14 protein-coding genes are annotated in these 13835 nt (G+C 61.7%); 11 read left to right on the forward strand and 3 right to left on the reverse strand.

Features of this window, described 5'->3' with window-relative positions; all coding sequences use genetic code 11:
* The first annotated feature begins 95 nt into the window (after positions 1-95).
* From BCF11_RS23545 to BCF11_RS23580, 8 genes are all read left to right on the forward strand, one after another.
* Positions 96-2060, forward strand: a complete 1965-nt coding sequence (locus BCF11_RS23545; RefSeq protein ID WP_098496889.1) for an SPFH domain-containing protein — start codon at positions 96-98, stop codon at positions 2058-2060.
* A gap of 124 nt (positions 2061-2184) precedes the next feature.
* The gene (locus BCF11_RS23550) at positions 2185-2397 is read left to right on the forward strand and encodes a DUF6434 domain-containing protein (protein ID WP_098496890.1); all 213 of its coding nucleotides are present in this window, start codon (positions 2185-2187) and stop codon (positions 2395-2397) included.
* A gap of 120 nt (positions 2398-2517) precedes the next feature.
* Complete coding sequence (locus tag BCF11_RS23555; protein ID WP_098496891.1) at positions 2518-2943, forward strand: lipocalin-like domain-containing protein; 426 nt, start codon at positions 2518-2520, stop codon at positions 2941-2943.
* Between the two features lie 337 nt (positions 2944-3280).
* On the forward strand, positions 3281-3955 hold the full coding sequence (locus tag BCF11_RS23560) for a TetR/AcrR family transcriptional regulator (RefSeq protein ID WP_098496892.1): 675 nt from the start codon (positions 3281-3283) through the stop codon (positions 3953-3955).
* Between the two features lie 13 nt (positions 3956-3968).
* Positions 3969-4958 (forward strand): HlyD family secretion protein, encoded by a 990-nt coding sequence (locus BCF11_RS23565; protein ID WP_098496893.1) that lies wholly within the window; start codon positions 3969-3971, stop codon positions 4956-4958.
* Positions 4955-5947 carry an ABC transporter ATP-binding protein gene (locus BCF11_RS23570; protein WP_098496894.1) on the forward strand — a complete coding sequence of 331 codons (993 nt, stop codon included), beginning with the start codon at positions 4955-4957 and terminating at the stop codon, positions 5945-5947. Before BCF11_RS23565 ends, BCF11_RS23570 begins: the two co-directional genes overlap by 4 nt.
* Positions 5944-7086, forward strand: coding sequence for an ABC transporter permease (locus BCF11_RS23575; protein ID WP_098496895.1), 1143 nt, complete (start codon positions 5944-5946; stop codon positions 7084-7086). The genes BCF11_RS23570 and BCF11_RS23575 overlap by 4 nt, the downstream gene beginning before the upstream one ends.
* A gap of 10 nt (positions 7087-7096) precedes the next feature.
* Positions 7097-8605, forward strand: a complete 1509-nt coding sequence (locus BCF11_RS23580) for an efflux transporter outer membrane subunit (RefSeq protein ID WP_098496896.1) — start codon at positions 7097-7099, stop codon at positions 8603-8605.
* On the opposite strand, the gene BCF11_RS23585 is transcribed toward BCF11_RS23580, so the two are convergent.
* Both BCF11_RS23585 and BCF11_RS23590 read right to left on the reverse strand, forming a co-directional pair.
* A complete protein-coding gene (locus BCF11_RS23585) occupies positions 8602-9141 on the reverse strand; it encodes a hypothetical protein (protein WP_098496897.1) in 540 nt (179 codons plus the stop codon). The two genes, BCF11_RS23580 and BCF11_RS23585, sit on opposite strands and share 4 nt — an antisense overlap.
* A gap of 86 nt (positions 9142-9227) precedes the next feature.
* Complete coding sequence (locus BCF11_RS23590; RefSeq protein ID WP_098496898.1) at positions 9228-10148, reverse strand: LysR substrate-binding domain-containing protein; 921 nt, start codon at positions 10146-10148, stop codon at positions 9228-9230.
* Positions 10149-10304: 156 nt separating this feature from the next.
* Here BCF11_RS23590 and BCF11_RS23595 point away from each other — a divergent pair, with 156 nt between their 5' ends.
* On the forward strand, positions 10305-11039 hold the full coding sequence (locus BCF11_RS23595) for an isochorismatase family protein (protein ID WP_098496899.1): 735 nt from the start codon (positions 10305-10307) through the stop codon (positions 11037-11039).
* Positions 11040-11074: 35 nt separating this feature from the next.
* Positions 11075-11971: a pirin family protein gene (locus BCF11_RS23600; protein WP_098496900.1), complete on the forward strand. Its 897-nt coding sequence runs from the start codon at positions 11075-11077 to the stop codon at positions 11969-11971.
* Here BCF11_RS23600 and BCF11_RS23605 read toward each other — a convergent pair.
* Positions 11925-12848: a LysR family transcriptional regulator gene (locus BCF11_RS23605; protein ID WP_098496901.1), complete on the reverse strand. Its 924-nt coding sequence runs from the start codon at positions 12846-12848 to the stop codon at positions 11925-11927. The two genes, BCF11_RS23600 and BCF11_RS23605, sit on opposite strands and share 47 nt — an antisense overlap.
* A 92-nt stretch (positions 12849-12940) precedes the next feature.
* Between BCF11_RS23605 and BCF11_RS23610 the strand changes: the two genes are divergently transcribed.
* Positions 12941-13819, forward strand: coding sequence for an alpha/beta fold hydrolase (locus tag BCF11_RS23610; protein ID WP_098496902.1), 879 nt, complete (start codon positions 12941-12943; stop codon positions 13817-13819).
* The last annotated feature ends 16 nt before the right edge of the window (positions 13820-13835 follow it).

A 13835-nucleotide genomic window follows, 5' to 3' on the forward strand; every position in this document is an offset into this window, starting at 1 on the left:
CCCAAACTTTGCTATGACACTCTGGCTGGAAAATCGCCGGCAGACTCGCGGCGACGGGGAAAACGTAGCACTTAAAAATAAAAGAAAGAAACAAAATGCTGAATCTGATCACAAGCCTGGGCTGGTTGCCTACGGCGCTTATCATTCTTGTAGCGGCGGCCATCTTGCTGGCCATATTTTTTTCGGTGTCGGGCATCATCCGATACATTCCGAACGGCAGGATCGGCGTGGTCGAGAAGCTGTGGAGTTCCAGCGGCTCGGTCAAAGCCGGCTTGCTGGCCCTGCATGGCGAGGCTGGCTTGCAGCCTGACCTGCGGCGCGGCGGCTTCCATTTTTTTGCGCCGTTCCAGTTCCGCGTGCACATCCATCCGATGGTATCGGTCACCCAGGGCCGTATCGGCTATGTCTTTGCGCGCGACGGCATCGACCTGCCTGCCGGGCAGACGCTGGCCGACAACGCCAAGGTGGAAGACTTCCGCGATGTCCGCTCCTTCCTCGAGGGCGGCGGCCAGAAGGGGCCGCAGCGCAAGATCCTGCGCGAAGGCACGCACATCATCAACCCGGCGCTGTTCGTGGTGATGACGGAAGAAGCGACCTATTCGCTGTCGCTGGATGCCCAGGAAAAGGCGTATTACGAGCAGATGCGCGGCGTGCTCGACGAGCGCAGCGGCTTTACGCCGGTGGTGCTGAAGGAAGTGGCCGGCACACATGATTCCGACCAGTTGGCCATCGTCACCGTGCAGGATGGCCCCGGTTTGCCCAAGGATGAGTTGCTGGCGCCGGATGTCGGCGACAGCCACAATTCATTCCAGGAACCGGAGAAATTCCTCGCCGCCGGCGGCCAGCGCGGCCGCCAGGAACGGGTGCTGGTGGAGGGCACGTATTACATCAACCGCTTGTTCGCCACGGTTGAGCTGATCAAGAAGACCATCATCCCGGTCGGCTATGTCGGCGTGGTGGTGTCCTATACCGGGCGCAAGGGTTCCGACTTGTCCGGCAAGGAGTACAGCCATGGCGAGCTGGTCGAAAGCGGTTGCCGCGGCGTCTGGCGCGATCCTTTGATGCCGGGGAAATACGCGTTCAACACTTACGCCGGCAAGATCGAACTGGTGCCGACCACCAATTTCGTGCTGATGTGGAAGTCCGGCGAGAGCGGTTCCAGCTTCGACAGCAACCTGCGCGAGATCACCTTGATCACCAAGGACGCATTTGAGCCGCAATTGCCCTTGTCTGTGGTGGTGCATATCGATTACCGCAAAGCGCCGATGGTGGTGCAGCGCTTCGGCAATGTCGCCCAGCTGGTGGAACAGACGCTAGACCCCATGGTGTCGTCGTATTTCAAGAATGTCTCGCAAACCAAGACCTTCATCGAACTGATCCAGTCGCGCAGCGAATTGCAGGGCAATGCTTCGGCCGACATGAAAGAGCGCTTCCAGGCGTATTCGCTGGAATTCCAGGAGGTCTTGATCGGCACGCCGAAGCCGCAACCGGGCGACACCAAGATCGAAAACATCATGGCGCAGCTGCGTGACCGCCAGATCGCCCGCGAACAGGTGGAAACCTTTGCGCAAAAGCAGATTGCCGCCGACAAGGAACGCGAGCTCAACGAGGCCGAGCAGCGAGCCTCCAAGCAGAAGGAACTGACCGGTTCGCTGGTGGATATCTCGATCAAGGAAAACCAGGGTTCGGCCAACGTCAAGGCGGCTGAAAAGAAGCGCCAGGAAATCGAAGCGTTGGCCCATGCGGAGAAATTCAAGCAGGAAATGGAAGGCTCCGGCCGTGCTTCCGCGATCAGGTCGGTCGGTGAGGCCGAAGCCTCCGCGATCAAGGCCAAGTCAGAAGCGATGCAAGGAGAGGGCGCCGACAAGCAGCTGATGCAAACCGTGATGCTGCGCCTGGCTGAAGCGTTTGAAACTTCCAAGGTGCCGCTGGTGCCGCAGATTCAGATGGGCGGCGGTGGCGATACCAATGCGTTCAATACCTTGCTGTCGCTGATGGGTTCGCTCAAGGCAGGTGAGCTGGCGCAGTCGCTGAAGCAAGAGCAAACGCCACACGTTTAACGCGTACTAGTTCAAATTTGACCTGACAGGAAGTGCCAGGTCAAATCTAGATCGGTCGGTAATGCTATTGGCAGGAACCGGCCAGGAGCCGCCGTTCGCGTTTTGATACCGATGGAGTGCGAAGATGAAATTTGATTGGCATGGTGGGATGATATCGCCCACAACTGAAATCGATTCCGACTACAAGAACACACAAAACGTTCGGCGCTTTCTCTCCAGTCAGTGTGGGACGGATTTCAAATTTGACCGCGAACTGATGGCCTATATACGTAACGGACTCCCGAAGAATATGGGTGATGTAGTGGACGAATGGAAGCGCCGCCGTGGACGTCGGTAACCGGCCATTAGCGGTCCGTGGCGCATGCCGCGAATTTGATGGTGTTATTGCAATTTGCATGGCAACTTACGCAACATTCGACAGGTGGGTACATTTAGGCGAACTACTACAGGAGGGAATATGTCTGAGCGCGACACTAAGCTCCACGGTTGCTGGCGGTTGGTTTCTTGTGATACTGAGCTTCAGGACTCAAAGGAGCGCACTCATCCGTGGGGCGACGCCCCCAATGGGTACCTTATTTTCGGCTCTGATGGGCGAATGATGGTACTAATTACCGCAAAGGCGCGGGAGCCAGGGAATACAGATGAGAAACTGGTGGCACTTTTCCGTACTGTGATGGCCTATACAGGACGGTATCGGATAGATGGGGATAGGTTCATCACAAAAGTTGACACATCTTGGAATGAAGCCTGGAACGGCAGTGAGCAGGAACGATTCTACAAGCTTGATGGAGACACGCTCGTCGTCTTTACGGCCTGGATGCCGAATCCGTTAGTATCAGGAAATTCAATAGGAAGAGCCATTCTCAGTTTTGGACGCGAGTAATTTCCCCTACGCTGAGTTCGCAACTAATCGCTAGTTTGCAGGTCATCAACTCGACGGTGAGTCTGGCAGCCAGGTAGCCACCAGTTGAATCCACAGTCGTTTCCGGACGGAGATTCGTACAACGAATATCTGGTCAAGTCTGAGTTAGTACATTTAATGGTATTTTTTTAATTTTAAGAAGGCCACGCCGGTTTGTGGTACGGATTTTTATTGAGGAATATCCATTTAAATCATGTTGTTAGTGAATTTTATTAAAGCTTTTTATTCGATCTGATGCGGCTTTGCCGTTACATCTCCATCCTTGTAATTAATTAATGCATTGATTAATCTTCGATGCATGACCACGTCTACACCCGCTCGCGGCAGACCGCTGGCATCCGACCAGGACAGCCGCGAAAAGCTGCTCGATACCGCCACCTTGCTGTTTTCCTCGCAGGGCATCGCGGCCACCACGGTAGCCGCCGTCGCGCGCCAGGCCGGCGTCACTGCCGCCATGGTGCATTACTACTTCAAGAACCGCGACCAGCTGATCGAAGCCGTGGTCGAGGAGCGGATCAGCCTGTTCATCCACAGCATCTGGGATCCGATCAGCGGCGAGCAGCCGCCGGGGGAGATGATCATGGGTATCGTCGACCGGATGATCAGCACAACCGAAAAAATGCCCTGGATGCCGGCCTTGTGGGTGCGCGAAGTCCTGAGCGACGGCGGCCAGCTGCGTGAGCGCATGGTGCGGCGGGTGCCGTTGGATAAACTGGCCGTGTTCGCCGACAGCATCGCGCGCAGCCAGCAGGCGGGCCAGCTTAATCCGCAGCTGGAGCCGAACCTGATTTTCGTTTCCGTCATCGGCCTGACCATGCTGCCGCTGGCGATGGCGCGTACGCTCAAGGACAAGCCGTCATTGCCGATCGCGCACAAGGTGGCGCTGATGGACAAGGCGGCGCTGGTGCGCCATATCAAGGCGCTGCTGTTGCACGGGCTGGCCATGCCTGGCGCCGCCCTCACAGACGACTAACCGGGGACTTTCCATGCGCTACAGCCTGGCCGACCATCTCAAGCAGTTTTCCCGCCCTGCAGCCATGGCGGCTGCAGCCGTCAGCTGGCTGGCGCTGGCGGCCTGCACACCGGCCAACGACAACGATTGGCAGGGCTATGTCGAAGGCGAGTATGTGTACGTCGCTTCTTCCCAGGGAGGGCGGCTGGATCGGCTGTCGGTGCAGCGCGGCCAGCAGGCGGCGTTGGGCGCGCCGTTGTTCACGCTGGAAGCGGGCGATGAAAGCGCCGCCCGCAACCAGGCGCAACGCCAGCTGAACGCGGCCGAAGCGCAACTGGCCGATATCCAGAGCGGCAAGCGGCCGCAAGAGCAGGATGTGACGCGGGCGCAGTTGACGCAAGCGCAGGCGGCGGCCAGCAAAGCCGCGTTGCAGTTACGGCGCGACGAGCTGCAGTTCCAGGCCGGCGGTATCGCGCGCCAGCAGCTTGACGATGCGCGCGCGGCGGCGCAAACGGCGAGCGCCCAGGTCAGGCAGTGGCAAAGCCAGCTGGCGGTCGACCGCCTGCCCAGCCGCGCGGCCCAGGTACGGGCGCAGCAGGCACAGGTCGCCGCTGCGCAGGCGGTGCTGGAGCAGGCCGACTGGAAGCTGGGCCAAAAGACGATAAACGCAAGCCGTGCCGGACTGGTGTTTGACACCATGTACCGGGAAGGCGAATGGGTGGCCGCCGGCAGCCCTGTGCTGCGCATGCTGCCGCCGGAAAACGTCAAGATCCGTTTCTTCGTGCCGGAAACCATACTTGGGAGGCTTCGGATCAACCAGGCGCTGACGCTCAGCTGCGATGGCTGCCAGGCCAGCGTGGCGCTGCGCATTTCCTATATATCGACCGAATCCGAGTACAACCCGCCCATCATCTACAGCAACCAGTCGCGCGCCAAGCTGGTGTACATGATCGAAGCGCGGCCGGCGCCGGCCGATGCGCTCAAGCTGCACCCGGGCCAACCTGTGGAAGTGAAACTGCCATGACTGCCGCCAGCGAATCTCACAGCGATGCCGAAAAGCCCGGCGGCGACCTGGTGGTCGATGTCGACCGCATCAACAAGCACTTCGGCAGCAAGCATGTGGTGAAAGACCTGTCGCTGCAGGTCAGGCGCGGCGAGATTTTTGGCTTCCTGGGGCCGAACGGCAGCGGCAAGACGACATCGATCCGCATGATGTGCGGCTTGCTGACGCCGGATTCCGGCCATGGCACCTGCCTGGGCTTCGATATCATCAAGCAGAGCTACCAGATCAAGCGCCGGGTCGGCTACATGACGCAGAAGTTCTCCTACTGGGACGACCTCAGCATCCGCGAAAACCTGGATTTCGTGGCGCGCATCTATGGCATGAAGCAGCGCAAGGAAGTGGTCGACCAGAGCCTGGAGAAGCTCGGCCTGAGCAGCCGCGCCAAGCAGCTCGCCGGTTCGCTCTCGGGCGGCTGGAAGCAGCGGCTGGCGCTGGCCGCCAGCATGCTGCACCAGCCGGAGCTGCTGTTGCTGGACGAGCCGACCGCCGGCGTCGATCCGGCCGCGCGGCGCGATTTCTGGGAAGAGCTGCACCGGCTGGCGGCGGAAGGCATCAGCGTGCTGGTCAGCACCCATTACATGGACGAGGCTGAGCGCTGCCATAAGCTGGCTTACCTGGCCTACGGCAAGCTGCTGGTGCAGGGCACTGCCGCTGAAGTGGCGGCGGGGCAGGGATTGACGACCTGGGCGATCTATAACAGCCGCGACAGCGACGACAACCAGCTGGTCGGCCTGTCCCGGCAGTTGCACGGGCAGCCCGGAGTCGATCAGCTGGTGGTGTTCGGCACCTCGCTGCACGTGTGCGGCAAGGACGCCGCCTTGCTGGAGCAGACCTTGCGCCGCATCACCGCCGGCCAGGGCTTGCGCATGGAACCGATCGACACCAGCCTGGAAGACGTCTTCATCTACATGATGAACCGCTCCGCCGACAATTTCGGAGATCAGCCATGAGCGGTTTTTCGGGGTTTTCATTCAGCCGCTGGTGGAGCATCGTCCTCAAGGAATTCCTGCAGCTGATGCGCGACCGCGTCACGGTGCGCATGATCACCGTGATCCCGGTGATGCAGATGGTGCTGTTCGGCTTTGCCATCAACAGCGATCCCAAGCACATGCCGACCGCCGTCATCGCCGCCGACCATAGCGAATTCACGCGTACCTTCATCGCTGCCATGAAGGCTTCCGATTACTTCGACATCGTCGCCGAACTGCCCAACGAAGCGGCAGCCCGCACCGCGCTGGCGCAGGGAAAAGTGCTGTTCGTCCTGAACATCCCCGCCGACTTCACGCGCGACCTGCTGCGCGGCCAGCGGCCGGCCTTGCTGGTGGAAGCCGACGCCACCGACCCTACCGCCACCGGCATGGCGCTGGCGGCCTTGCCGCAACTGGTGCAATCGGTAGCCAACAAGGACCTGAAAGGGGCATTGGCGAAATTCAGCGGCGGCGCGCCCGCCTTCGAGGTCCAGGTGCAGCGCCTGTACAACCCGGAAGGCGTGACCCAGTACAATGTCGTGCCTGGTTTGATGGGGGTGATCCTGTCGATGACGATGGTGATGATGACCGGTCTCTCGATGACCCGCGAACGCGAGCGCGGCACCATGGAAAACCTGCTGGCGACGCCAGTCTCGCCGATCGAAGTCATGACCGGCAAGATCATGCCCTACATCGCCATCGGCCTGATCCAGGCCAGCATCATCCTGCTGGGTGCGCGCTTCATGTTCCACGTGCCGTTCGCCGGCAGCGTGCTGGCGATCTACCTGGCGGCGCTGCTGTTCATCGCCGCCAGCCTGACGGTGGGCATCACCTTGTCGTCGATCGCGCAAAACCAGTTGCAGGCGATGCAGCTGACCATGTTCTACTTCTTGCCGAACATCCTGCTGTCGGGTTTCATGTTCCCGTTCCAGGGCATGCCGAAGTGGGCGCAGTTCATCGGCAACCTGCTGCCGCTGACGTATTTCAACCGCCTGATACGGGGCATCCTGCTGAAAGGCAACGGCTGGATCGATCTGTGGCCGAACGTCTGGCCGCTGATGCTGTTCACGGTGATCGTGATGGGCATTGCGCTGCGCTTTTACCGCAGCACACTGGATTGAGGGAGTCGTCATGAAGCCGGCAGCCATGCTAGTCCACATGCGGCGCGCAGCGAACCCGGCCTGGTGCCTGGGGCTAAGCGCGCTGCTCAGCGCCTGCGCGGTGGGGCCGGATTTCCAGGCGCCGGCGGCGCCGGCCGTGCAGCAGTACACCCCAGGCGCGCAGCCGCAGGCCACCGCCGCCAGCGGTGGAGCAGGCGGTGCAGCCCAGCAGTTCGACGCCGGCATGGATATTCCGGCGCAATGGTGGAACTTGTTCCATTCGCCCCGGCTGGATGCGCTGGTGCGTACCGCGCTGGCCAACAGTCCGCAGATAGCGCAAGCAAAAGCCACCCTGCGCCAGGCCGGCGCAACGCTGGAAGCGGAAGCCGGCGCCACCCGCTATCCCAGGGCCGACCTGCAACTGGGCGGCACGCGCCAGCAGATCGACACCACTGCGCTGGGGATTCCGAATGTGCCGCAGGCCGGCCCGTTCAACCTGTACAACGCCTCGCTCAATGTTTCCTACACCGTCGATGCCTTCGGCGGCAACAGCCGCATGCTGGAAGGTTTGCAGGCGCAGGCGCAGAACCAGGCCGAGGAATTGCAGGCGGCGCGCCTGGCGCTGGCCGGCAATGTCGTCACGGCGGCGATCAGGCAGGCTGCCCTGCATGCCCAGATCGACAGCACTGAACGGATGCTGGAACTGCAGCGCCAGCAGCTCGCCATCATGGCGCAGCGCCTGGCCGCGGGCGGCATTGCCGAGCTGGACCTCAAGAACCAGCGAACCCTGGTGGCGCAGAGCGAAGCAGGGTTGCCGGCGTTGCGGCAGCAAATGGCGCAGGTCACACATCAGCTGGCGGTTTATCTAGGGCAGGCGCCCGGCGCGGCTGACTTGCCGCCTTTGGAACTGGATGCGCTGATCTTGCCGGAGCGGCTGCCGCTGAGCCTGCCTTCGGCGCTGGCGCGCCAGCGTCCCGACATCCGCGCGGCGGAAGCCACCTTGCACCAGGCCAGCGCCCAGGTTGGCGTGGCCACGGCCGGGCTCTATCCGCAACTCACCTTGTCCGGCAGCGCCGGCGCGGAACAGACGCATATCGCCGATATCGCCAACAGCCTGAATGTCTGGAGCCTTGGTCTGAAGCTGATGCAGCCCCTGTTCCACGGCGGCGAGCTGCGCGCCAGGAAGCGTTCAGCGGTCGCCGCCTACGATGCAGCCGCGGCCGGTTATCAGCAAACGGTGCTGCAGGCCTTGCAGCAGGTGGCGGACAGCCTGCGTGCGCTGGAGAACGATGCGCTGGCGCTGCAGGCAAGGACGCAGGCGGCTGAGAATTCCCAGAACAGCCTGGCGATCACCCTGAAGCAGTATCAGGCCGGCGGCGTCAGCCATCTGAGCTTGCTTGAGGCCCAGCGCCAAAACATGCAGACCGATCTTGAGCGCACCGTGGCGCAGGCGGCGCGCTACACCGATACGGCGGCGCTATTGCAGGCACTGGGCGGAGGCTGGTGGAATCAATCCGGCGCGGCGGCGGATCCGCACTAGCGGCCTTTTAGTGCGATATATGCCAGCACCGCGTCCAAGCCTTCGATGGCGGGTGCGCCGGCGATCACGGCGTCGGCTGAACACCAGGGATAGGGCAGGACCGAGACCCATTCCATGACAGCGTCGACCACGTTTGCCGGCAGCGTTTGCATGGCTTCTATGGTGATAGCCAAACCTTGCGCCAGATGGGATTCTTCGGCAAAGGCCCAGTCGTAACGGCCGCATCCCACGCGCACGGCGCGGCTTTCCTTCTCCGTCATGGCTACCAGCCAGTCGCAGGAAAAGACGGATTCCTGGTTCTTCGGCGGCACCGCCAGGCAAAAGGTGTAGATATTCTCGTAAGTCTGGCCGAAGCGGCGCACCAGCACGTCGGCGATATTGTCGCGTCCCACGGTGGACGGCGGGAAGGTGATGGCGCCGCTGTTGACCGCCATGGCCAGCGTGGCGTCCTCGGCAAAGGCGTGCGCCATCAGGTGGGGCCGGTTGCCGTCCTTGGCCTGGATATAGGCCAGGATGGAATTGGATGGTGTGCGCATGCAAAATACCTCAGATAGGGGCGAGCGGATATGGTCGTGCCTATTATCGGTCAGGCAGTGCTTGTGTGCTGGGCGGCCGTCGATGGCTAAGCTAGCGCGGCCGGCAATTCGCTCTTCAGGAAATCCACAAATGCCCTGACCGCCGGCGCCAAGCCGCGGCGCGACGGAAACAGCACCACCATATGACCGGCCTTGGGCCGCCATTCCGGCAGCACCACTTGCAGCGTGCCGGCAGCCAGTTCGGCAGCGCAGGCATAGCGCGGCAGGGTGGCGACACCCATGCCTGCCAGCGCTGCCTGTTTCAGCATGGATAAATTATCGCTCTGCAGCCGCAGCTTGCCGATCGGCGCCTGATGCCGCGCCTCGTCCGGTCCCAGCAGGCGCCAGCTGGCGTCGCTGTCGCTGAGCGGCGCGTAGTACAAGGCGTCGGCGGCAGCGAGCGCAGGCAGATCGTCGATCGGCCCGCTATGCCTCAGATACAGCGGGCTAGCCACCAGCACCCAGTGCACCGAGCAGAGGCTGGCTTGCACCAGGCTCGACGGCTCCTGCTGGGCGCCGAGTCCGCGCACCACTACATCGATGTTTTCTTCAATCAGGTCGATCTGGCGGTTGCTGGCTTGCACCATCAGCCGCACCTTGGGGTATTGCTGCATGAAGCGCGGTAGCAGGCGTGGCAAGGCAATGTCGGCGATCGCCATCGGCAGGCTGACGCGCACCGTGCCGCTGGGCTCGCCCAGGCGCTTGCGCACCGCATCTTCGCCGGCGTGGGCTTCGGCGATCATGGCGGAGCAATGGCGGTACAGTTCTTGGCCGGCGTCGGTCAGGCTCATGCGGCGCGAAGTGCGTTGCAGCAGGCGCGCACCCAGGCGCGTTTCCAGTTGCGTGATGCGGCGCGAAATGCGCGATTTCGGAATGCCCAGCGCATCGCCAGCCGCGGTAAAGCCGCGCCGCTCGACTACCTGGGCAAACAGGTAAAGGTCATTCAGGTCGATCGCCAGAGGATTCATGGAAGCAGGTACCTTGCTTGTTTTTATCGTTCCACCAGCGAAACGATAGGTTGTTATTTTGCACCTTTATCCATGATCGTTGCAAGCGCATGATGGATCCCAGGCAAAGAAAGCAACTGCCGCTCATCAAAAACTGCTTCCACACAGGAGAATCACATGAAACACAGCAAATTTATCCAGGCTGGCGCCATTGCCGCCTTGGCTTTCTCATTATTCGCCGCCAACGCTGCGGCAGCCGCCCCAGCTGTCGCCGCCGATGCGCGTGTCCAGAGCGCGAATGCTTATCTCACCCCGCAATCGCGCGACGACACCGTGTTGTTGCTGGTCGATCACCAGGTCGGCCTGTTTACTGGCGTGCGCGACATGCCTGTAGCCGAGCTCAAGCACAATGTGGTGGCGCTGGCCAAGGCGGCGCAGGCATTGGGCGTGCCGGTGATCATGACGGCCACCATGCCGGATGGCATGTGGGGCCCGACCATCCCGGAACTGCGCGCAGCCTTGCCAGGCGTGCCGGTGATCAACCGCACCGTGGTCAATGCCTGGCAAGATCCGCAGGTGCAAGCAGCGATCCGTAAAACCGGACGCAAGCAAATTCTGATCGCCGGCGTCTCGCTGGAAGTCTGTGCTACCTTTCCGGCGCTGTCTGCCAAGGCTGCCGGCTACGATACGCGTGTGGTGCTGGATGCGTCAGGCACATTCAATGACGCCAAGCGCACCGTTGGTTTGCAAAGGTTGGCCGGGGCCGGCGTGCCGGTGACCGACTATGCGACGGCGGCGGTGGAAATGCTGAGGGATAATACCGACCCGAAGGCGCAGGATGTCTACGCGGCGCTGGACATGCCGTTCGCCAACCTGGTCTGGCAATTGCACAGTGCATTCAGCAATAAATAAAGCTGCCATCACTTATCCGGAACAGAGGAATTCACATGAACAAGAAATTATCTGTCTCGCCGATCGTCGCAGGGCATGAGATGCACATCGGCCAGGGTTTCAAGGCCAGGCATTTTGCGGAGAACGATTTCCGGGGACTGGTCGATCCGGTCGTCATGCTGGACCACTTCCACATGACAGCGCCAACCTTCGAGCCGCATCCGCATGCCGGCATCTCGGCGGTGACCTATGTGTTTGAAGATTCCGCCAGCCCGCATCACAATTACGATTCGCTCGGCAACCAGGGGCCGATCCATGCCGGCGACCTGCACTGGTTTGTCGCCGGCCGTGGCGCGGTGCACACCGAACAGCCGGAAGGCCAGAATCCGCATGTGCATGCCTTGCAGATTTTCGTCAACCTGCCGGCTGCGCAGAAAATGATAGCGCCGCATGCGGTGCATGTGGACGCCGCCGACATCCCTGTGTTCCGGGCGCCGGGCGTGCGGGTAAGGGTGGCGGCAGGCGAATCCCAGGGCTTGCGTTCGCCGGCGCGGCTGCCGCAGCCGTTCACGCTGCTGGACGGCTTTCTCGAAGCTGGCGGGACCTTTGAGCACGTCATCCCTGCCGGCTGGAACGCCATGATCTATGCGGTACAGGGAACGCTCGGCCTGAGCATGGACGCCTTTGCCTGCGCCCAGCAGCTGACGGCGGGCCACGCGCTAGGAGTAGCCGAAGCGAGCGCCCTCAGGTTGACGGCGGCGGAGCCCGCCCACTTCGTGATTCTGTCCGGCCCGGCGCTCAGGGAACCGATGGTCAAGCACGGGCCGCTGGTGATGAATACCGTGGAGCAGATGAACGACCGGCTGCAGGCTTACCGGCGCGGCGAGTTCGGCCGGCTGGAAATGCCTACCAGCCATGCTGTCCATCCTTCTGCGGCAGAAGATGGGCTGTGAAGCGCGCCGCGAGGAAGTCGACAAAGGCAGTGACTTTGGCCGACAGATTAAGGCGCTCCGGGTAGACCGCGAAAATGTCGGACGAGGGTAGTGCCCATTCCTGCAGCACCTGGCGCAGCCGTCCGGAGCGCAGATATGGCGCCACGTCCCATTCGGAGCGCATCAATATGCCATGGCCTGCCAGCGCCCAGTCCAGTACGGTTTCGCCGTCGTTGCTGCTGAGAGCGCCGCGCACCTTGATGGTTTGCTGGCGCTTGCCGCGGCTTAAACGCCAGCTGCCGTAAGCGGCATCGTTTTCTCGCAGCACGATGCAGGCATGGGTTTGCAGATCGCGCGGCGTGGCCGGCGCCGGATGCTGCTTCAGGTAGGCTGGCGCCGCGCACAACAGCCTGCGGTTGGCGGCGATCTTGCGCGCAATGATGCGCGCGTCCGGCATTTCTCCGACGCGGATGCCGATATCGAAAGCCTGGTCTGCCAGGTTCAAGGGCCGTTCAGATAGCAGCAGCTGCACTTCCACTTCCGGAAAGCGCTTGCTGAATTCCGATATGGCGGGGCCGATATGCTTACGGCCGAAGCCGAAGCTGGCGTTGACGCGCAACAGGCCCTTGGGCACTGCGCGACTGCTGCCGATAGTGCGTTCCAGCGCTTCGATGTCAGCCAGGATGCGGGCGCCGTCCGCCAGGTAGATCTCGCCTTCATGGGTCACGCTCATGGTCCGGGTGGTGCGGTTCAGCAGGCGCACCCCCAGGCGCTGCTCAAGATTGGCTAGTCTTTTGGTGACCGCCGGCGGGGTAACGCCAAGTTCGCGCGCCAGCGCGGCAAGGCTGCCGGTCTTTACCAGGGCAGCAAAGAACGCAAGGTCGGAAAGCGTATTCATTATTAACTTGAAAGAAATAATAGAATCAATATTAATGAATTATAAATCTAACTGCCGGTTATACAATCTCTTCATCAAAAGGAGAGCGAGCAATGTTTCCAGGATTCGAGCATGGCATGGCCGAGGTCAACGGCACGCAGATCAACTACATCCGCGGCGGCAACGGTCCGGCTTTGCTGCTGTTGCATGGCCATCCGCAGACCCACGTAATCTGGCACAAGACGGCTGAACGGCTGGCCCGCCAGTTCACCGTCGTCGCCGCCGATCTACGCGGCTATGGCGACAGCGGCAAGCCCGCCGGCCTGGCGGACCACAGCAACTATTCCAAGCGCACCATGGGACAAGATCAGATAGCACTGATGGCGCAGCTGGGATTTCCGCAATTCCTGCTGATGGGACACGACCGCGGCGGCCGGGTAGCCTATCGCATGGCGCTCGATCAGCCACAGGCGGTGCGCAAGCTGGTGCTGCTGGATATCGCGCCGACGCTGGCCATGTACGAACAGACCAGCATGGCTTTCGCCACGGCTTATTACCACTGGTTCTTCCTGATCCGGCCGGCGCCGTTCCCAGAACTGCTGATCGGCTCGCATCCCGAGGAATACCTGGAGCACACGATAGGCGGCCGCAGCGCCGGCCTGGCGCCGTTCACGCCGCCGGCCTATGCCGAATACCTGCGCTGCCTGAGCGATCCGGCCACCATCCATGGCATCTGCGAGGATTACCGCGCCAGCGCCGGCATCGACCTGGAGCATGAGCGGCTGGACCTGGCGCAAGGCAACAAGATCGAGTGCGCAACCAAGGTCTTGTGGGGCGCAAACGGCGTCATCGAAAAATGCTTCGATCCGCTAGCGGAATGGGAGAAACTGGCGACGCATCTGAGCGGCAAGGCGCTGGCCTGCGGCCATTACATTCCGGAAGAGGCGCCAGACCAGTTGCTGGCGGAAGTCCTGCCATTTTTCGCCGACTGAACGCCGGAGATCACGC

It is taken from the genome of Collimonas sp. PA-H2 (assembly GCF_002564105.1).
GTDB lineage: Bacteria > Pseudomonadota > Gammaproteobacteria > Burkholderiales > Burkholderiaceae_D > Collimonas.